At 42.2% G+C, this 18,462-nt stretch carries 20 protein-coding genes; 9 read left to right on the top strand and 11 right to left on the bottom strand.

Going from position 1 to position 18,462, the window contains the following annotated elements:
- Positions 1-12 precede the first annotated feature (12 nt).
- Both LC608_RS07325 and LC608_RS07320 read right to left on the bottom strand, forming a co-directional pair.
- Positions 13-1,326 (bottom strand): TldD/PmbA family protein, encoded by a 1,314-nt coding sequence (locus tag LC608_RS07325; protein ID WP_229552898.1) that lies wholly within the window; start codon positions 1,324-1,326, stop codon positions 13-15.
- Between the two features lie 334 nt (positions 1,327-1,660).
- Positions 1,661-2,521: a Tab2/Atab2 family RNA-binding protein gene (locus LC608_RS07320; RefSeq protein ID WP_229552897.1), complete on the bottom strand. Its 861-nt coding sequence runs from the start codon at positions 2,519-2,521 to the stop codon at positions 1,661-1,663.
- A gap of 266 nt (positions 2,522-2,787) precedes the next feature.
- On the opposite strand from LC608_RS07320, the gene LC608_RS07315 reads away from it, so the two are divergent.
- On the top strand, positions 2,788-3,042 hold the full coding sequence (locus LC608_RS07315; RefSeq protein WP_229552896.1) for a DUF433 domain-containing protein: 255 nt from the start codon (positions 2,788-2,790) through the stop codon (positions 3,040-3,042).
- 272 nt (positions 3,043-3,314) lie between these two features.
- Here LC608_RS07315 and LC608_RS07310 read toward each other — a convergent pair whose 3' ends face one another.
- A complete protein-coding gene (locus LC608_RS07310; RefSeq protein WP_229552895.1) occupies positions 3,315-3,962 on the bottom strand; it encodes an HAD family hydrolase in 648 nt (215 codons plus the stop codon).
- Between the two features lie 104 nt (positions 3,963-4,066).
- On the bottom strand, positions 4,067-5,260 hold the full coding sequence (locus LC608_RS07305) for an NAD(P)/FAD-dependent oxidoreductase (protein ID WP_229552894.1): 1,194 nt from the start codon (positions 5,258-5,260) through the stop codon (positions 4,067-4,069).
- 182 nt (positions 5,261-5,442) lie between these two features.
- Here LC608_RS07305 and LC608_RS07300 point away from each other — a divergent pair, with 182 nt between their 5' ends.
- Positions 5,443-6,066 carry a 4Fe-4S single cluster domain-containing protein gene (locus LC608_RS07300; protein WP_229552893.1) on the top strand — a complete coding sequence of 208 codons (624 nt, stop codon included), beginning with the start codon at positions 5,443-5,445 and terminating at the stop codon, positions 6,064-6,066.
- A gap of 30 nt (positions 6,067-6,096) precedes the next feature.
- Here the strand turns inward: LC608_RS07300 and LC608_RS07295 are convergent, their stop codons facing one another.
- Complete coding sequence (locus LC608_RS07295) at positions 6,097-6,345, bottom strand: hypothetical protein (RefSeq protein ID WP_229552892.1); 249 nt, start codon at positions 6,343-6,345, stop codon at positions 6,097-6,099.
- 27 nt (positions 6,346-6,372) lie between these two features.
- Here LC608_RS07295 and LC608_RS07290 point away from each other — a divergent pair, with 27 nt between their 5' ends.
- The gene (locus tag LC608_RS07290) at positions 6,373-7,446 is read left to right on the top strand and encodes an iron ABC transporter permease (RefSeq protein ID WP_229552891.1); all 1,074 of its coding nucleotides are present in this window, start codon (positions 6,373-6,375) and stop codon (positions 7,444-7,446) included.
- 521 nt (positions 7,447-7,967) lie between these two features.
- Here the strand turns inward: LC608_RS07290 and LC608_RS07285 are convergent.
- The gene (locus LC608_RS07285; protein WP_229552890.1) at positions 7,968-8,288 is read right to left on the bottom strand and encodes a multidrug efflux SMR transporter; all 321 of its coding nucleotides are present in this window, start codon (positions 8,286-8,288) and stop codon (positions 7,968-7,970) included.
- Between the two features lie 489 nt (positions 8,289-8,777).
- On the opposite strand from LC608_RS07285, the gene LC608_RS07280 reads away from it, so the two are divergent.
- On the top strand, positions 8,778-9,224 hold the full coding sequence (locus tag LC608_RS07280) for an Hsp20/alpha crystallin family protein (protein WP_229552889.1): 447 nt from the start codon (positions 8,778-8,780) through the stop codon (positions 9,222-9,224).
- A 227-nt stretch (positions 9,225-9,451) separates the two neighbouring features.
- On the opposite strand, the gene LC608_RS07275 is transcribed toward LC608_RS07280, so the two are convergent.
- A complete protein-coding gene (locus LC608_RS07275; protein WP_229552888.1) occupies positions 9,452-9,751 on the bottom strand; it encodes a ferredoxin in 300 nt (99 codons plus the stop codon).
- A 145-nt stretch (positions 9,752-9,896) separates the two neighbouring features.
- Positions 9,897-10,751 carry a uroporphyrinogen-III synthase gene (locus LC608_RS07270; protein ID WP_229552887.1) on the bottom strand — a complete coding sequence of 285 codons (855 nt, stop codon included), beginning with the start codon at positions 10,749-10,751 and terminating at the stop codon, positions 9,897-9,899.
- Positions 10,752-11,169: 418 nt separating this feature from the next.
- On the opposite strand from LC608_RS07270, the gene LC608_RS07265 reads away from it, so the two are divergent.
- On the top strand, positions 11,170-12,081 hold the full coding sequence (locus tag LC608_RS07265; RefSeq protein WP_229552886.1) for a S1C family serine protease: 912 nt from the start codon (positions 11,170-11,172) through the stop codon (positions 12,079-12,081).
- Between the two features lie 37 nt (positions 12,082-12,118).
- Here the strand turns inward: LC608_RS07265 and LC608_RS07260 are convergent, their stop codons facing one another.
- Positions 12,119-12,487 (bottom strand): hypothetical protein, encoded by a 369-nt coding sequence (locus LC608_RS07260; RefSeq protein WP_229552885.1) that lies wholly within the window; start codon positions 12,485-12,487, stop codon positions 12,119-12,121.
- A gap of 71 nt (positions 12,488-12,558) precedes the next feature.
- Between LC608_RS07260 and LC608_RS07255 the strand changes: the two genes are divergently transcribed.
- The 3 genes from LC608_RS07255 to LC608_RS07245 all read left to right on the top strand — a co-directional run bounded on the left by LC608_RS07255 (position 12,559) and on the right by LC608_RS07245 (position 15,615).
- Complete coding sequence (locus LC608_RS07255) at positions 12,559-13,395, top strand: S1C family serine protease (protein ID WP_229552884.1); 837 nt, start codon at positions 12,559-12,561, stop codon at positions 13,393-13,395.
- The gene (locus tag LC608_RS07250) at positions 13,392-14,024 is read left to right on the top strand and encodes a response regulator transcription factor (RefSeq protein ID WP_229552883.1); all 633 of its coding nucleotides are present in this window, start codon (positions 13,392-13,394) and stop codon (positions 14,022-14,024) included. The genes LC608_RS07255 and LC608_RS07250 overlap by 4 nt, the downstream gene beginning before the upstream one ends.
- A 373-nt stretch (positions 14,025-14,397) precedes the next feature.
- Complete coding sequence (locus LC608_RS07245) at positions 14,398-15,615, top strand: glycosyltransferase family 4 protein (RefSeq protein ID WP_229552882.1); 1,218 nt, start codon at positions 14,398-14,400, stop codon at positions 15,613-15,615.
- A 267-nt stretch (positions 15,616-15,882) separates the two neighbouring features.
- On the opposite strand, the gene LC608_RS07240 is transcribed toward LC608_RS07245, so the two are convergent.
- Both LC608_RS07240 and LC608_RS07235 read right to left on the bottom strand, forming a co-directional pair.
- The gene (locus LC608_RS07240; RefSeq protein WP_229552881.1) at positions 15,883-16,164 is read right to left on the bottom strand and encodes a hypothetical protein; all 282 of its coding nucleotides are present in this window, start codon (positions 16,162-16,164) and stop codon (positions 15,883-15,885) included.
- Complete coding sequence (locus LC608_RS07235; protein ID WP_229552880.1) at positions 16,157-16,390, bottom strand: hypothetical protein; 234 nt, start codon at positions 16,388-16,390, stop codon at positions 16,157-16,159. The genes LC608_RS07240 and LC608_RS07235 overlap by 8 nt, the downstream gene beginning before the upstream one ends.
- Before the next feature lie 647 nt (positions 16,391-17,037).
- On the opposite strand from LC608_RS07235, the gene LC608_RS07230 reads away from it, so the two are divergent.
- The gene (locus tag LC608_RS07230) at positions 17,038-18,441 is read left to right on the top strand and encodes a calcium-binding protein (protein WP_229552879.1); all 1,404 of its coding nucleotides are present in this window, start codon (positions 17,038-17,040) and stop codon (positions 18,439-18,441) included.
- Positions 18,442-18,462 lie beyond the last annotated feature (21 nt).

The following is an 18,462-nucleotide window of genomic DNA, read 5'->3' as shown; positions in this document are numbered from 1 at the left end:
CCAATCCCCAATTTAATTACTTCTCCCCGTCGTGGATAGTCCTTCTACTATTAGAGATGGAGTATAACAAGAACCATTCCAATCAGCATCATTACCTAGTTTAACCAATTGCTTAAGGGCAGTGTAGACATTACCTGCAACCATAGTATCCTTAACGCGCCCAATTATCTGACCATTTTTGACGCGGTAGCCTAAATCAACGTTGATTGAAAAATCTCCAGAAATACTGCCGCCACCGCCCAGCATTTGATCCACAATTATGCCATCATCCAGTTCTTGAATTAAGTCTGGTAAAGATGCCGAACCTGGCTGAATCAGAAAATTAAATAAACCAGGGGTGGGATAGCTACCTAAACCAGGGCGAAAACCATTTGCAGTAGTGTCAGTACCCAGTTGGCGTCCGGTGGTGCGATCGCCATAAAAATGCTGTAAAATTCCGTTTTGGATAAATACTAAAAATTGAGTAGGAGTGCCTTCATCATCAAAAGGGCAACTATAAGGGCCGGCTTCTGGATCTTGGTAGAGGGTGAGACTGGGTGCAACTACAGCCTTACCCAAACGTTCTCCCCAAGGGGAAGCTACTTCTAAAACTCGCTTGCCATTCAAAGCTTCTTGCACAGTACCCCAAAGCATATCAGCAGCTTTAGAAGTAAACAAAACCGGGACGCGACCATTAGGAGATGAGACATTTTCTCTAGCCCAAATTAACCGTTGTAAAATTTGGTTAGCTAATATTTCCGGGTGGAGTTCGCCCCGCTTAGTTTGGCCATCGGCAACACTTAAAAAATCATCACCGCGTACCCATTCAGCTGATATGTAGCAATTGAGGGTAGTATCAGTGTAGTAACAATCTAAACCTTTAGTGTTGACTATTCTGGTAGTTTCAGCATCACATTCCCAGTCACCATTGCAAACGACATCAGGATAGGCATCGCGGATGAGTGCGATCGCTTCTTTGCCCCAGTCTACCAAAACTTCTATCGGCACACTTTCGCCTAAATCTGGGTAAGAGGGCTGAGAGTTAGAGCCTAATTCTACTGTTTCAGGTAGATTCAGTTGACTTAGAGCCAGAGCTTTTTCCACCATTACTTCGGCTAGGACAGAACCATAAGCCACCGTGAGTCCCGGACGCCCGTTTCGCCAAAGTCGTAGTGCTGTGCCTTCAGATTGGTTAGTTTCTAGCTGTTTGAGTCGGTTTGCCTCAAAAAACACTGGACGAGAAAGCGATCGCGACTGATACACTTCAGCAGCTTCTGCTCCAGATTTTATAGCTAGTTCCAGCAGCTGTTCTGCTAGTGTATCTTGTGACAAATTTTCAGAACCCATGACTCTTAGTGCAATTGTGGATTTTGAACCGCATATCAACGCCCTCTCTTGAAAAGTGCGATCGTCAAAAACCGACGATTAAACTTTCTACGTGATGAACGCAGATAACTATCCAAAAATCATCAGCGTTTCTTACAGTTACGATTTGGAACCACAGATCAACACTGATGGACGCAGTTAATTATCCCAAATCATTGCCATGTCTCAACTAGTCATTAGTCATTCGTCATTTGTCATTTGTCATTGGTCATTAGTTAGGAATTATTATTCTCCCCTGCCCCCTGCCCCCTGCCCCCTGCCCCCTGCCCCCTGCCCCCTGCCCCCTGCCCCATTTTCAAAGATTCACCTCTTGCAACAGCCAAAAACCAGCAAAAGCTTCTGCTTTAGGATCGGACTGTACACCAATAAAATGCACTCCGTTAGCTTTTTGCTTGGCTTCTTCAAAACCTTTGGCTTCTGCTAAAAGTTGAGGTTTTTTAATATTTGCCACAATCCAGCTTTCGGTTACACCAGTTTCTAAAAGCAATTTCGCCTCTTGGCTGGTATCAAATCTTAAGAAAGCCAAATCCAAACCAGACATCCAGCCTGCCAAGGGCAACGCTCTCGCTGAGAAAATTAAAATCCCAGGAATACGGGTTTCGGGTGAAACTTTCGCCAACTCTATGGGGAAAGCTTCACCAAAGCCAATTTCCCACTCTGGCATTTCTGCCAAATTCGCAGCATCTAAGGTAACAAATACCCACTGCTGTCCTTCCAAAGCATCTGGTAAACGTTGCGGCAAAGGTTTTTCCAAGCGGACTGAGGGATTAGCCCCTCCTTGATACCCTGCCTCTTGAGGATACACTTCTTCCATGCGCTGTTCTAACCATTGGTTGAGAACCAAAGTACGGCGGCTAGGCTGGGCGGGAATACCCAAGTCTTGGCAGGCTTTAGTAATCATGTTGTTCATTTGGCGGCGGAAAAAGCGGATTTTAATTGGTGCTTTTCCAGCTTGGTTAATAGCTTCTTGTAATGCTGTCCGCAACCAGCCCGAATTTACCTGGGTACTGGGACAATACTGAGCATAGCGAAACAAAGAATCTACTTTTGTACTGATATCCAAGGCGCTTTCGCAGACTAAGACTTCCCAAACTTTTTTCTGATTATCGTCCAAAATCGGACGGGAGTAAAAATCGATTTCCCAAATACTGCCCATGTTTTGCGGTAAAAATCTGGCTGTTATGTTTTCCTGATATGTTGATCATACGAGTGTTGGGGCAACAGGGGAATAAGGGAGTGGGGACAAGGGGGATGAATCAGTCTTTGAGGTGGATAATATAAATACAAAGGATGTCAGAGTTAAAGGTTTTATGTCCCTGACGCTTTAAAACTTGGAAAAAATGCAGCCAGTACCCCAGCGATCGTATGGAATTAGCCAAGGGTAATTAGGATAATACTAAAAGACATTTCAGAGGTAGATGGATGCAACTAGAAGATTATTTTGAGTTTTTAGACCCAGATGCCATCCGTATCAAAGGCCATCGCATTGGTATTGATAATGTGATTCAATATTACTTGCAAGGATATTCACCAGAGGAAATTATAGATGCTTATATGTTACGGCTAGCAAAGTGGCGAGAACAGCGCTATCAAGAATCATTAGCTAATCCTTCACCTTTAATGCAACGTTTAAGAGCATTAAAGGCGCAACGTGAGCAGGAGTTGCTAAACTCTTGATGAAAGTACGTTTTTCTCCTTGATGAAAACTTGTCGCCCAAGCTGAAGACATCTGTTTTGCGCCTCAATCCAGCAATAGATTAGATATTCTGCGCGTAGGCGATGCCGAAGCACCCCCATTAGGTACGCTTGATCCAGATATCCTGCGCTACCTGGAATTATCCCAACGTATATTGGTTACAGTGGGAAGCGACTTAGCCAGAAGAGTGGATTGATGGATTGGATTGGATTCCACTTTAAAAATTTTGCGTTGCTAAATTGAAAGTATCCCCTCATTTTCCACGGTTGATCCAAACGCCCCTGAGTCCAGCTGCTTTAGCTCCGTGGTAATCTTCTACAACGCTATCGCCAATATGCCATGCTGCCTCTGGGGAACATTTATGTTTATCTAAAGCAATGGCAAAAATTTGAGGATCGGGTTTAGCTGCACGTACCTGGGTAGAAATGGTGACGGAGGTAAAAAACTCTCTCAATCCCAAACTTTGCAATACTGAGTAAATCCGAGAATCAAAATTGGACAGCACCCCCAAGGTAACTCCCAAGCGCCGCCAGTTGATTAAAGCTGGTAAAACATCGGGATAGACAAACCACGGTTCAGCAGTGCCAAAGTGGATGTAAAGTTCGCTAAAAAAAGCCGAAAAGTCAGAAAATTGCTTAAGAACTCCAGCACTTTCAAAAGTGTTCAGGGCAATTATCCGCCACCAATCAAACTCGCGCTGGGGAATATCTTGCAGTTCTGCATCTGGAAATATCGGCGGCGGTGCTGCTTTAAAGCTTTTGATGAAAGCTGTATTCAATGTTTCGGCTGAAACTGTAACGCCAAATTCCTGGGCTATCTGACTATAAACTTCGCCCACACTACCTTTGACATCGAAGAGTGTACCCACAGCATCTAAAAAAATAACTTTCGGTTGTTCCATCAAAGTTTGATTGAATTGGGGAGTGGGGAGTAGGAAGTGGGGATTGGGGATTGGGAAGAGTCACTAATGACTAATGACTAATGACTAATTTCCAACCTTGAAAGTTAACGAGAAAGTGTTTCTATGATTGGACGGACTAGCCAATTAAAACCAACTTTGAGTTGGTGGTCTAAAGTTGGCAATCTATATAAATAGGCAATTCGCCGGGCGACGGATGCCAAGGGGCCATCTAGTTTAATTCCCAAACCAGTGAGAGTGGCGTTGTCTATTCCTAGTGCCATCATTTCTCCTAACTGTTGATAACGGAAGGGAAGCAGGGGACGATTCGTTAAACTTGCCCAGATATTCCAAGCAGTATAATCCGCTTGTTGGAAAGCCGCTTGTGCGGTGGCGGGGACTTGCTGTCCTTCAACATCATGACAGTCTGCTAAATCTCCCAAGGCAAAGATTTCTGGATGATCGAGGACTTGCAGATTAGATGTAGTACTGATTTGACCACGCTGGTTTTGCTTGAGGGGAAGAGATTTCACTACGGGAGTAACCCTAGTTCCCACAGTCCAAATTACCAAATCCACGGGAATCGTGTCTAACTGGTTTTTGTACTCTAGGGAGATGGAGTTTTGCTCTATTGATTCGACTTTGGTTTCTAAATCAAGAAACACGCCACGGGCTTCTATTGCTTTTTTTGCTGCTTCCCGATTAAACTCTGGGGAAGTTCGCAAGATTTGGTCAGCAATTTCAATGATCCGAAAGCGTCCTCTTTCACCTAATCTGTCGGCTAACTTACAGGCTAACTCTACACCACTGTAGCCAGCCCCAATAATCGCCACCCGAATTTTATCAGCATCCGATTCTTCTAAAAATCGCAGACGTTCTTCCAAACGATAGACATCAGAGATTGTACGGAATGGGTAGGCGTAGGATGTTGCACCAGGCACTAAATCTAGCGGTGTCTCACCCCCTAGTGCCAACACTAAGCGATCGTAAGGGATTTCTGGCCCTTCATGTACATTTACCAGTTTCTGGTCGATGTCAATTCCAGACACAACCCCTTGATAAAAACGCACCCCTGTGCTTTGTAAAAGTTCTTCAAACGGTGGGGCAATTTCCCAGGTTTGCAGTTCGCCAGTGAGTAATTCGTAAAGCAAGGGAGAGAATAGGAAGCGATCGCTTTGATCTACCAGAACAATTTCGGGTTTTTGCGTAGATTCCCAAGGTAACTGGCTTAAGCGCAAGGCTGTGTAGAGACCACCAAAGCCTCCGCCAAGGATACAAATTCTAGAAGTTTGTTGAGTCATTGTTTCTATCTATGGGACGGTCAATGCTAGCTGGGCAACTAACTTCAGTCTAGTCAGTTAAAGCGGACTTTTCAAAATCCCATTAAGTTTTTCATTAGTCATTTGTCATTAGTTACAGTTATATAACTGGAGATTAGCTATAGTTAGGGGTTAACAGACAACGGCTAAAAGGAGTTAAAGAGATGGAAATTAAGCCAACTGACCCATCGCTAGCACTCATGGAAATTCCCCCTGGCTATCTCAACATTATGGGTTATGTTGATCAGTCAGAAGTTAATGGCCCTGGTTGTCGTGCAGTCATCTGGGTACAAGGTTGTCTGCGTGAGTGTCCTGGCTGCTTTAATACTAACTCCTGGTCTTTTGAAGCTAACCAATTGATTGCTGTTGATACCCTTGCCGAGAATATTCTCAGCAATCCCCACAACACGGGTGTAACGTTCTCTGGTGGAGAACCGTTTTGGCAAGCAACTGCACTAGCGTCTTTAGCTCGTAAGGTAAAAGCTGCTGGATTAAATGTAATGTCTTTTACTGGGTTCACTCTCAAGCAACTACAGTCTCAATCAGCGCCGCCAGGTTCCCAAGCTTTGTTAGAACAACTTGATATTTTGATTGACGGGCCTTTTGTACAATCTCTAGCAATTAATTCTCCTAACTCTCCAGTTTCTTCTAGTAATCAACGGGTTCGGGTGTTAAACCCAGCTTTCCAAGACCAGATTACCTGGGCCAGCGACCAGATAGAAGTCCACATTCTCAAGGATGGTGGCCGCATTGTTACTGGCTACCAAGGTGGGCTGGAATTGACGTAGTGAGCCATTGTGGGCATTGGGAATAGAGAATTAAAGCTCAACTTTGACCTTCTGAGGCTCGACGTTGACCTTCTGAGGCTCGACGTTGACCTTCTGAGGCTCAACTTTGACCTTCTGAGGCTCGATGTTGACCTTCTGAGGCTCAACTTTGACCTTCTGAGGCTCGACGTTGACCTTCTGAGGCTCAACTTTGACCTTCTGAGGCTCAACTTTGACCTTCTGAGGCTCAACTTTGACCTTCTGAGGCTCGACTTTGACCTTCTGAGGCTCGACGTTCAACTTTTAACTCTCCTTGCCTCGTGGTCAATGTCCAATGCATCTGTGTTTGAGACAGATTATATTAAAAAAAATACATATCTAAATTTGACTAAACCATTTCAGACAATTTTTACTGAACACCGGGTACTTTGGGCTGTTTTACTCCTAAGTGCAGCACTGGTGATAACGCTAGCGCTGTCGCTTTCTCAAGGAGCAGTACCTTTAAGTATGTCGGAATTTTGGCAAGCCATACTCCGGGAAGGTGATCCGGTTAAACAGACAATTCTCTGGGATTTGCGCCTCCCACGCATTATCGCTGCTCTCATCGTCGGCGCAGCTTTGGGAATGTCAGGAGCGCTGCTGCAAGGGATGTTACGCAATAGTCTTGCTGATCCATTTATTTTGGGCATTTCAGCAGGTGCAGGATTAATTGTAATTCTGATGATTGTGTGGCAAATATTCCCGATCGCAATTCCTTTAGCTGCGTGGATGGGAGCAATTTTAACTTCTGCGATCGTTATTTTGCTCGGTCGTGCGGGGTCGGGAATTTCTGTTGAGCGGTTGATTTTAGGCGGAGTGGCGGTAAGTTCTTTATTAGGTGCTGTCCAAAGTACATTGCTACTTTTAGCTGAAGATGGTCAAATTCAAATTGCGCTGAGTTGGCTGGTTGGTAGTCTTAACGGACGGGGTTGGCAAGAAATTGCGACGGCTGGGCCTTACATCATCGTTGCATTGTTAGGGGGATGCTTGCTGGCGCGATCGGTAAATGTGCTGGCTTTGGGGGATGATTTGGCTGTGGGTTTGGGAGTTTCGTTGACGCGATCGCGCCTGTTAATTGGTGGTGTCGCCACTTTATTAGCCGCAGGTGCAGTCAGCATCAGTGGCTTAATTGGATTTGTTGGTCTTGTTGTCCCTCACGGTGTCCGCCTCATCGTTGGTACAGATCATCGCTTTGTTTTACCACTTTCCGCCCTTGCGGGTGCATGGTTACTTACTTTTGCAGATTTACTTTCTAGACTAGGAGCAGTGGAACTACCAGTAGGTTCCGTCACTGCGTTGCTAGGTTCACCGCTATTTATCTGGTTACTTTATCGTCGTTCTGCTGGGTTTAATAAATTTTGAGCTAAAGAAGATCTTTGAAAAGTCCTCTTGTCGTTATCAAAAGTTTTAGATCCCGACTTTTAATAGCATTTAGCTAAGTCTGCTCATGTTGCTCTGCTCGCAGAACAATAAAAATTGCTGGTGTATTCGCTACAACAGCAACAAGCAGAATGATCAGTTTTGGTTTATTTACCTCCTTTATTTTAACATGGACGAGGTATTTTTTATTTGAGGCGATGGCTAATATCATTTCTCCTTAAAGACCTAACTTTTCACCTTATCTAGAAAAGAAGAGAGCGAAATCTAACCCCCCAGCTCCCTTTTCTACAAGGTAAGGGGAGAATTCTAAGCCTCTCTACTGCAAGAAGTGAGGTTTTCCATCTGAGAGGTAAAAGTCAGCTTAAAGGCTTATTTTTTCGGCTAACACAAAGAGATTCTAATCATAAGTGATTAGCCGGATACGATAGAACCGCAAGCTCTGGCGTATCTACGCTTTTATTTTTTAATCCAAAGATACTTTTGTAGACTCATACCTATTTCATTTATTGGCTTGCATTTATGCCAATTACCCCCATGATTATTAAGCCGATGGAAATGAGCTTAATAAGTGTGGCAGATTCACGAAACCAAATAATACCAATAATAGCAATTAAGACAGTTCCCAATCCAGCCCAAACAGAATAAGCCACACTCACTTCAAGTTTCTTGAGAGCAAGGGTCAAAAAAGTAAAACAAAGTCCATAAAAGACAGCTATTAATATGGAAGGGCCTATTTTAGTAAATCCTTGCGATAACTTCATGCAAGTTGTGCCTGAAACTTCAAAGAGGATTGCGGCGATAAGGTAAATCCAACTTGTTGACATATATGTTATCAGCAGTTTGTGAGAAATCTCTTATTAGCTTATCTCTGTGAAAGGAAAAAAATACAACATAATTATTATCATTATTCGCGTGAATCTACTAAAATTTTGTAGGATACGCTACGCATTGTAAGCTTTAAGAGGATATTTTAATAGTCCTATTGTCAGTATTAAATTTTTTGGATTACCTAAAGTCACAGCGAAATACTTTTAAAACAACCTTTCATAGCAGGGGTGCGGGTAACAGTTCTAGCAACATTTTAAATAGAATTGTTATATTTTAAGTCTGTTTTTGCCGAATTTACCGAACCCCAATAGTTCAGTTTACCGTATATTGATAGTAAAGAAATTCTTGGTTCGGCAATCATCATTACTCAAGTGATAAAAACCGAATTTACCCCACTCTTATTTTTAAATACTATGAGAACAAAGAAAGGAATCAAATCCTTCAATCTTTAAACAGCAAAGATATTGGTTATCCGAAGTAGAGCTATGACATTAGTACGTTTGAACCCCTGGCAAGAATTTAACGCAATACAACGCCAAATCAATCGCTTATTTGATGAAGATATGCCAACTGCATTTTCGGATAGAGGCTTATCCAGAGTTCCGCCTGCTGAGTTAAAAGAAACCGAAGATGCAATTCTTCTGAAGCTAGAACTTCCAGGAATTGAAGCTAAAGAATTGGATTTGCAAGTTACAGAAAAAGCTGTATACCTGAGCGGTGAGCGGAAGTCTGAAGCAAAATCTGAAGATAAAGGTATGATTAAAAGCGAATTCCACTATGGGAAATTCCAACGTGTAATTCCTTTACCTGCTCGGATTCAAAATACCAATGTTACAGCAGATTATAAAGATGGCATCTTGAACTTGACGCTACCCAAAGCTGAAGAAGAAAAGAATAAAGTTGTCAAAGTTAATCTAGCATCATCTGGATAATTTCAGCTTTATATCTCCTAGCTATCCATTAAACTAAATAAAAAGCGCTCCCCTTTTGGAGAGCGCTTTTTAGTGTGAATTACTCAGCCTATACAGATTTATAGGAAAGTGCAAAGTTTTAAATCTTTTATAGTGTATTATACACCACCACAGATTTTTGGTGCGCTAGGGCGAATATTATAACGCACCCTACAAAAGTTGCTCTTTATTAAATCCACATTTCTTAGTTAACCGTTAAGGGCTTCTTCTTGATGGGTTTCGATAACGCAATCAGAAGTGGGGCGGGCAACGCAGGTGAGGACAAATCCTTCGTCCATTTGATCGTTGTCTAAGAAGTTCTGATCTGATTGGTCAACTGTACCTGAAATTAGCTTCCCGGTACAGGTAGAGCAAGAACCAGCATTACAGGAATAGGGCAAGTCAAGATCATATTCCTCGTTAGCGATCTCTAGAATGTACTCATCATCCGGAACGTCAATTACTTGTTCACCGTCTGGGGTCTTTAATGTGACCTTATAAGTTGCCATGTAACAATCCCTAACTCATATAAACTCCATATTCGATACTAAGGGTTTATGTGCTGCTAGTCTAGAGTTGATTGTGGTTGACTATTTTAGATTCTCAAGCGATTAGTGGGGCTAGTTTACATATAGCAAAAGCTTCAGACGAAAATCACACAGAAAAAAATGTTGCAATCGCTTGAGCAAATCCCTCAAATGAACTATAATCCTTAGCCACGATGGAGACATTTACACCCAATTTTCGCGCATTAGCACTTGTATAAGGGCCGAAACATGCAATTATACAGCGTTCATAATCGCTTTGCGAACTGACCATTGTTAAAAAGCTTTCTACTTCTGCCGTGCTACTAAAGGCAATTACATCGATTATTCCTTGACGAATCAGATTTAATTCAATACTGTAGATACTTGTGTTTAAGGCCTGTGTAATATACGTGGGTACGCGAGTTACTTGTATACCCAATTGCTGCAAATCGGTAATCAAATTGGGTACAATATCAGGCTCAGGCAAACCAACAACTTCTGGAGCCGGGATCAGTACTTTTTTCTCATGAATTTGCGGAAGTTTCGCTAATTCAGCCACAATTCCGGCTGGACTAGATTCTGTGGGAATTAAATCTACTTTTCCACAAAAAGACAATAGGCTTTCTGCATCTTTTCCTAAAGCACATAATTGACATTTTTGCACCACAGATACAGGAATATTTAAATCATTCATCCGGTGAAAAAATGCAGTGATGCCATTTCTACTTGTGAAGATAATCCAATCAAATTCATCTATGTGCTTTAGAGCAGTATCTAACTTAGTGTAGTTTGATAAATAGCAGGTTTCGATAGTAGGCATAAAAACAGGTAAACCACCTTTTTTGATGATTTGTTCAGATAACCTATAAGCATAATTTCTCGGTGCTGTGACTAAAATTCTTTTGCCATATAGAGGTAATTCTCTAGATGCAGTGAGCAAATTTATTTCTCTTGATTGAGCGTGCATTTGTTTATCTGCCATTTCATTGCTATTCAAGCTTAGAATGCAATACACTTGGTGTTCGTGATATTTTGCCCACATTTTTGTAATAGTCAAAGTGTCGTGCTGACCGATATCCCGCCTTGAAATAAATTCCCAGGCTAATAGCTCAAGTCCACTCAAGTGGAGTGAGATTTTCCCTTTCACGAAGGATAGCCACGTACATGGCTTCAAATCTTGTATAGCAATCCGATTTGATTTTTGAATTTCTTTGGGTAGGTACAGACGCGATTAATCGCGTCTGTACTAGAAAGTAGTTTGATTTTTGACTTTTGACTTTTGACTTCCCCAAAGGGCCACTAGCCATTTTTCTAGGATGAATTCTCCCCATTTTTCCGATGCCATCTGGGTTGATAAAACGGGACGATATGAACATCTAAGAACGTTTGCGGAAAATCTTATGTCTTCATTACTGGCTTTATCCAACAGTTTAGCTGATACCGTAGAACAAGCTGGAAGTGCTGTGGTTGCAGTTAATGCGGGTACTCGTGTTTCCCCAAGTGGTATTCACTGGCGTAATGGCATCATTGTTACCTCTGATGAGTCACTCCAGCGCTATGACGACATCACTATCACTCTATCAAATGGTAGTACTGCACCAGTACCACTCGTTGGTCATGACTCTAGCACCGATATCGCTGTTTTTAAGCTAGAAAATGTAGAAATTCCTGTGGCAAAAGTTGGCGATGCCAAAACACTCAAAGTTGGTCATCTAGTGTTAGGACTGGCGAGAGGTAGCGAAGGTGATTTAAGGGCGGCGATGGGTGCGGTGAGTGTGGTTAGCGGTGCTTGGCGCAGTATGAATGGCGGGAATATTGACCAATTCATCCGCCCAGACATCACCCTTTACTCTGGTTTTGCAGGCGGGCCGCTCGTAGATGCTGCTGGTTTTGTTGTAGGCATGAATACATCGGGGCGGCGTGGTACTGCTTTGACTATTCCCACTGCTACAGTCGATCGCGTGGTTGACCAATTAGTAGCAAAAGGACGCATTTCAAAAGGCTACTTGGGTGTGGGAATGCAACCTGTACGCTTACCTAAGAATCTGAAAACCGCTCTCAATTTAACTTCTGCAACTGGGGTAATTGTCGTTAATGTTGAATCTTCTGGGCCTGCTGACAATGCAGGTGTGCTGCTTGGCGATGTTTTGGTAACGTTCGATGGCGTAACTGTGGGCGATACAGGTGATGTACTGGCGCTGCTCAATAGTAGCGATCGCATCGGTAAAACTCTCAATGTACAAGCTGTCCGAGGTGGAGTGTTAATTGAGTTAGCGATCGCAGTTGGCGAACGACCTACCAAGGAAGAATAATCCAATTTGGGATGGGTTTAACTAGCTCTGTCAAGATTTATCTAAATTTTTTATTCATTTGAGCTTCTGAACTCGAAACTTTGACCTCTGAACTCGGAACTTCCACCTTTTTGCTCGAACGTTGAACCTCTGAACTCGGAACTTCTACCTTTTTGCTCGAACGTTGAACCTCTGAACTCGGAACTTCTACCTTTTTACTCGAACGTTGAGCTTCTGAACTCGGAACTTCCATCTTTTTACTCGAATGTTGAGCTTCTGAACTCGGAACTTCTACCTTTTTACTCGAACGTTGAGCTTCTGAACTTGGAACTTCTACCTTTTTACTCAAACGTTCAAGCTTTAAACTCGGAACCGTCAGAATTTGCTTTTTAAAGTTGGGTTGACTGATATCTTGCAGTATTCTCAATTATCCCAACCCGACTAAAAACTATTGTCAGCCAATAGATTCTACTTTGACATGGGGAAAAATTGTATAACATGGCAAACACAACATTAACTAACATCGCTGCTGAATTGACAGAGGTAGCTGCTAAACTACGCGATTGCACTGTTAAAGTGAAAAGCGGCTCTCTGGGAGTCGGTTCCGGTGTAATTTGGCAACCTGACGGACTAATTATTACTAATGCCCATGTCGCAACCAGCAACCGCGCAACTGTGGAATTGGCAGACGGAAGGGTATTTGATGCGGTGCGTACACAATTTGATCCACAGCAGGATTTAGCAGCCCTAAAAATTGTCGCCGCTAATTTAACTACTGCAACTATTGGTAATTCTGAGGCGCTACGAGTGGGTGAATTAGTTTTAGCGGTGGGTAATCCCTTTGCTGACAGTGGTGCTGTGACAACTGGAATTATCTATGCAAATAATCCACGGGCTGTTATGGCTGATTTGCAGCTATATCCTGGAAACTCTGGAGGGCCACTTGCCGATTGTCAAGGCGGAGTCGTAGGAATTAATACGATGATTGTTAATGGTTTGGCTGTGGCAGTTCCCAGCAATACCGTTGAGCGTTTTTTACAGGGAAATAGTCGTCCGCAACTGGGAGTTACACTGCAACCTGTGCTTTTAAGTAGGCGTAGCTTGGGTTTATTGGTGTTATCAATTTTACCTGGCAGTGGGGCAGAAATTGCTGGTGTGCAAATCGGTGATGTTTTAATTGGAGTTTCGGGGCGATTATTCACTAGCATGAATGATTTAACTAAATATCTCCATGACAGTAAAGGTTCTGTGCCGCTACAACTCCTACGCGGTAGACAACAATTTGTGATTTATGTTGAGGTGCAGTCTGGTAAAACTGCTGTGGAGGCGACATGATCCGGGTGATGGTAGTTGCCACTTCCCCTGTAGTGCGGGCAGGGTTATCAGCTGTAGTAACTACCAATCCTCGGCTAACGGTTGTGGGGAGTGCATCCGATTTGGATGTATTGGCGAGTGAAATTGGGCAATTACAACCAGATGTGGTGCTGGTAGATTTGAGTGGCAATCTTCAACAATCGGTGTGGGAAAAATTGCTGGTTATTCAAGAACAGCAATATCCATTAGGAATGATCGTCATTGTTGAGGAACTTGACAGCATCGATTTAGAGACGGGGTTACGTTCTGGTATCCGGGGGATATTGCCCAGCACTAGCACGGAGTCAGAAATTGTTGCTGCTGTGGAAGCGATCGCTTTTGGTTTGGTGGTGTTGCACCCGGATGCTATAGAATTACTGTCTATCCGAGAAAAAGTGGTGGCGAATCCCGTACAAACCTTGACACCACGCGAAATAGAGGTTTTAGGTATGCTTGGTTCTGGGTTGGGGAATAAAGCGATCGCTAAAGGCTTGCACATTTCGGAGCATACTGTCAAATTTCATCTTTCATCCATTTTTCAAAAGCTCAGTGTCTCCAGCCGTACCGAGGCTGTTGCTGTGGGTGTCAGATTGGGTTTGATTATGCTGTAATCTGTAATCAAAGTCAAAAAATATCCCATTATAGGGGCGTACATCTGTCACCTGTGTCAACTTAAGTTACAAATAGCTTAACTGTTGCCTAACTCACCCGCCTTGAACTAAAGTTCTTTGGCTTTTAGCTAAAGTCTACTCAAGTAGACTAAAGATTTTTAGATATATATTTAGTCATCTTCAGATGACTTTCGCTATTAGCAAGGAACTTTAGTTCCTTGCGGGACATAGCTTTCAGGTTAAGATAAATTATTTTTTGGAAGTCCCTAAAATGAGAGAGGTCTATTCATTTGAAAACTGCTGTAAATCAAATAATGACATACAGCCTTCAATGAGGTGATGCTGTATATATCACATTTAATGCATCACTTATATGAACATTTTAATGCTCTCTTCCACCTTTCCCTACCCACCAACGCGCGGGGGAACCCAAGTCAGGACATTTAATTTACTTAAATATCTCAGTCAACGCCATAGTATTACCCTGGCGACTCAACGCGAGGGTGATGTTACAGACGCAGAAGTAGCAGGATTACGCGATTGTGTGGATCATCTAGCCATTTTTGAACGCCCGCCAGATTCTCAAACTACCGGAATATTGAAGAAAATACAGCGATTTGGTAAATTTTTGCAACAGGGAACACCACCAAGCGTACTCAACCGCTACTCAGTTGAGATGCAAACATGGGTTGATAACTGGGTGGAGGCGGGGAAATGTGATGTAATTACCTGCGAACATAGCGTCAATGAAATTTATGTACGTTCGCATTTTCCCAAACAACTAAAAACTATAGTTAATATTCATAGTTCTGTTTACGCTACTTGTCTAAACCAACTAGCAACAGGAATTTCAGAAAATTCATTCAGAGACAAAATTAATCTGCCCCTTTTGCGGCGTTATGAGCAAAACTACTGTGCTAAGTTTTCGGCAATTGTTGCGACAACAGAAGAAGATAAAATTCAACTACAAGAATTTAATCCCAATAGTGAAATTACAGTTATTCCTAATGGTGTAGATTTAGTTTCTTTCCCCAAGCGTACCACCGATCCAGGTGGACACCGTTTAATTTTTATCGGTGCAATGGATAATTTAGCAAACATTGATGCTGTCTGCTTTTTTAGCAACGAAGTTTTGCCAGAAATCCAAAAATTGTATCCTGATGCAACTTTCGATATTGTCGGTTCTCATCCGGTGCCTGAAGTTTTAGCACTTGATCAAAAACTAGGAATTAATGTAATTGGGCGTGTACCTTCGATGGTAGAATACTTACATCAATCTACCATCTGCGTTGTACCGATGCGGACAGGGTTTGGCATTAAAAATAAAACTTTAGAGGCAATGGCAGCTGGTGTACCGATAGTAGCTAGCGATCGCGGTTTAGAAGGATTAGCCGTAGATGGTGCTAGTCATCCATTGCGAGCATTACGAGCAAATAAACCGGCAGAGTACATCACCGCTATTAGTCAACTATTTGAGCATCCACATCTGCGTTCAGAGTTGTCTCACAAAGGCAGACAACTGGTAGAAACAGAATTCACTTGGGATATTGCTGGTAAAAGTTATGAGCAAGTGTGTCTTAAAAGAGAGTAATAACCTAAAAATATTTGATTTAATCAAAATCCCAGCACTATTACAATACGGTGGAAAATAGCACAACCATTTGAAATCAATGAAAAAGCGTTTTGACTTTTGACTTCCGCGCAGAGGTACTAGCTTCTAGATAAACTCTAATTGTGCTTTCTTGTCGGTGTGCGAGAGATGTGTGTAGAGACATTGTATTGCAACGTCTCTACATCGGCTGTACAAATTATCTTATTTAAATCGGATGGGTTCAAGGTTAACTTGTAAAGAAACACATCAATTATTGTCGTATTTAGTTGAAGCACCTAACACAAGTAATTTCTTATGCTTAAGTTTCTTCTTATTTTTGAGAGTAGTCAAATAATTATCAACGTAGCGAAAAGCACCTGCACCATCGTAATCAGCAATGGCTATAGCTTGTAAGAAAACCTTTGAAGGGATTTCAAACCCTAAAAATTTTTCTGTTAAAACTAACAAATCTTTATCTGTGGCAGGAAAAGTAGTTTCTTCTGCCTCTTCTCGATCGGAAAATATATCTTCAATTAATGCTTTATACACTTTGTACCTCCCCAAAAGCATAAGACGCAAAGCCTGTGATAAAGTTTAGTTGCTGATCGCGAGTTTGTAAGTTGAGTGGGAGTTCAGTACCAGCACATCCTATCTGCCGCAAAATCTCCAAACAATAAGCACCGAGTTGAGTGTATGGAGCAAGCTCCAATTCATGAGCTACTTCTAGAGCCATCTCCAGATTGACTTGGATAACCGTCTTTACAGGGTTGGTCATAAACACGCCCTAATAAACTGGATGCTCTAAGTTTTGATCACAAGTTCAAATAGCGTAACGGTGTTTTTGCGGATTTTATGAAGAGGCAAAAATAAAGTATCAGCGCATTTGCGGTAATGCATCCGAAATTATCCAAGTAAGTCGGAGATGCGAGCAGATACACCAGAAGACGTTGGCGTACCCCTTTGAGCGTCTTCCTACGCGCAATGTGTCGTAAATAAGATAAGTGTGTGACTTACGTACTATACAGCATAGTGATGTGCATTAAATTAACGATGCATAGGAAGTTTTCAGGCTTTTCTTAATTATCGTAAATATACCATGCTCTAGGTGTTAAGCAATGCTCTGCCTTTACAAAAGATATGGTTTTTAACCTTTATCCATATTTGGTATTTCTTGTCAATGCGTAAATCCTAAAGTCCTAAAGTATATAATTCCTAATGTTATTACTTCTCCATGTTTTCGATGTAAGAACGCAATTTTGAGAAACCTAAATCATTATGCATCTTTTGTTGATCAGATATATAAAAGAACATTAATTATGTTTAAGATGATTTCATGAAAAATTTATAATTTAAGGGCTTTTATCATGCAAGTATTACAACGGTCAAATACATTTGATATGTAAAAATACAAAGGTATATATTATGCTTACTGTTCTAACTCCTGAAGATACTGTCTCCATCCTTAATGGTAATCTTGTTTTTGGAGGCAATGCTAAAAGCTTGCTTGACCAGGAAAATAACCTAATCCTTGGTGGTAATCTTTTTGATGGAAGCAATGCTACAAGCTTGCTTGAGCAGGAAAACAACGTAATCAATAGTGGTAATATTCTTGATGGGAACACAAATAATGCTGACAGCATTAAGGGCGATAGTCAAAATAATCAATTAACTGGTCTGGCTGGTGATGACCTAATTGATGGTAGAGGTGGCAATGACGTGATTGACGGTGGACTGGGCAATGACACGTTAATAGGTGGTGCAGGCGATGACACCTTCAATGGCAGTCAGGGTGACGACAGCATCGATGGCGGAGATGGTATTGATACCGCCGACTACAGCGAACTAGGTGTAGGCATCACCCTCTCAGGTGTAGGGACAATTACCAAAGCTGATGGATTTGGAACAGACCAAATCTTCAAAATAGAAACAGTTATTGCTGATGCCAGCGTTGCCAACAATACCATAGATGCGTCCGAATCTTTGGCTGGCGTATCTATCACCGCTGACCTAGAAGCCGAAAGTATCTCTGCCAATAACGTTCCCCAACTTGGGACATTGACATTTAATGTACTCAACTTTGTCAATGTCATCGGCACCAATGAAAGTGACATCATTGCTGGCGACGACCAAAATAACCAATTATTCGGTAATGATGGCGATGACATCTTCAAGGGCAGTCAGGGTGACGACAGCATCGATGGCGGAGATGGTATTGATACCGCCGACTACAGCGAACTAGGTGTAGGCATTACCCTCTCAGGTGTAGGGACAATTACCAAAGCTGATGGATTTGGAACAGACCAAATCTTCAAAATAGAAACAGTTATTGCTGATGCCAGCGTTGCCAACAATACCATAGATGCGTCCGAATCTTTGGCTGGCGTATCTATCACCGCTGACCTAGAAGCCGAAAGTATCTCTGCCAATAACGTTCCCCAACTTGGGACATTGACATTTAATGTACTCAACTTTGTCAATGTCATCGGCACCAATGAAAGTGACATCATTGCTGGCGATGACCAAAATAACCAATTATTCGGTAATGATGGCGATGACTCCATTATTGGTGGAGAAGGTAACGATGTTCTTACAGGTGGCATTGGTGCAGATAACTTTACTTTCAACAGTACTAACGAGGGTGTTGACATCATCAAAGATTACAACTTTGTTGAGGGCGACGTGATCCAAGTTTCTAAAGTAGGGTTTGGTACTACTAATAGTAGCGACTTTTCCTACAACGCCTCTACTGGTAACTTGTCTTTCTTAGGAAATCAACTTGCCTTCGTTGAAAATCTCTCACCCAATGTGAATATTCAGTTGGTGTAAAATTCCTAAAAGGCACAACTC

The sequence above is a fragment of the Nostoc sp. XA010 genome, from assembly GCF_020829625.1.
Lineage (GTDB): Bacteria > Cyanobacteriota > Cyanobacteriia > Cyanobacteriales > Nostocaceae > Nostoc.
The sequence above is the reverse complement of the archived record's forward strand: the minus strand, read 5'-3'. Positions and strand labels throughout refer to the sequence as shown.

Excerpts from the sequence above, each read along its gene's own strand:
- LC608_RS07280 (WP_229552889.1), top strand. The coding sequence starts at position 8,778 with ATGACATTAGTACGTTTGAACCCCTGGCAAGAATTTAACGCAATACAA.
- LC608_RS07245 (WP_229552882.1), top strand. The coding sequence starts at position 14,398 with ATGAACATTTTAATGCTCTCTTCCACCTTTCCCTACCCACCAACGCGC.
- LC608_RS07235 (WP_229552880.1), bottom strand. The coding sequence starts at position 16,390 with ATGACCAACCCTGTAAAGACGGTTATCCAAGTCAATCTGGAGATGGCT.
- LC608_RS07320 (WP_229552897.1), bottom strand. The coding sequence starts at position 2,521 with ATGGGCAGTATTTGGGAAATCGATTTTTACTCCCGTCCGATTTTGGAC.
- LC608_RS07325 (WP_229552898.1), bottom strand. The coding sequence starts at position 1,326 with ATGGGTTCTGAAAATTTGTCACAAGATACACTAGCAGAACAGCTGCTG.
- LC608_RS07250 (WP_229552883.1), top strand. The coding sequence starts at position 13,392 with ATGATCCGGGTGATGGTAGTTGCCACTTCCCCTGTAGTGCGGGCAGGG.
- LC608_RS07310 (WP_229552895.1), bottom strand. The coding sequence starts at position 3,962 with ATGGAACAACCGAAAGTTATTTTTTTAGATGCTGTGGGTACACTCTTC.
- LC608_RS07285 (WP_229552890.1), bottom strand. The coding sequence starts at position 8,288 with ATGTCAACAAGTTGGATTTACCTTATCGCCGCAATCCTCTTTGAAGTT.
- LC608_RS07315 (WP_229552896.1), top strand. The coding sequence starts at position 2,788 with ATGCAACTAGAAGATTATTTTGAGTTTTTAGACCCAGATGCCATCCGT.
- LC608_RS07255 (WP_229552884.1), top strand. The coding sequence starts at position 12,559 with ATGGCAAACACAACATTAACTAACATCGCTGCTGAATTGACAGAGGTA.
- LC608_RS07300 (WP_229552893.1), top strand. The coding sequence starts at position 5,443 with ATGGAAATTAAGCCAACTGACCCATCGCTAGCACTCATGGAAATTCCC.
- LC608_RS07270 (WP_229552887.1), bottom strand. The coding sequence starts at position 10,751 with ATGGCAGATAAACAAATGCACGCTCAATCAAGAGAAATAAATTTGCTC.
- LC608_RS07290 (WP_229552891.1), top strand. The coding sequence starts at position 6,373 with ATGTCCAATGCATCTGTGTTTGAGACAGATTATATTAAAAAAAATACA.
- LC608_RS07305 (WP_229552894.1), bottom strand. The coding sequence starts at position 5,260 with ATGACTCAACAAACTTCTAGAATTTGTATCCTTGGCGGAGGCTTTGGT.
- LC608_RS07275 (WP_229552888.1), bottom strand. The coding sequence starts at position 9,751 with ATGGCAACTTATAAGGTCACATTAAAGACCCCAGACGGTGAACAAGTA.
- LC608_RS07230 (WP_229552879.1), top strand. The coding sequence starts at position 17,038 with ATGCTTACTGTTCTAACTCCTGAAGATACTGTCTCCATCCTTAATGGT.
- LC608_RS07265 (WP_229552886.1), top strand. The coding sequence starts at position 11,170 with ATGTCTTCATTACTGGCTTTATCCAACAGTTTAGCTGATACCGTAGAA.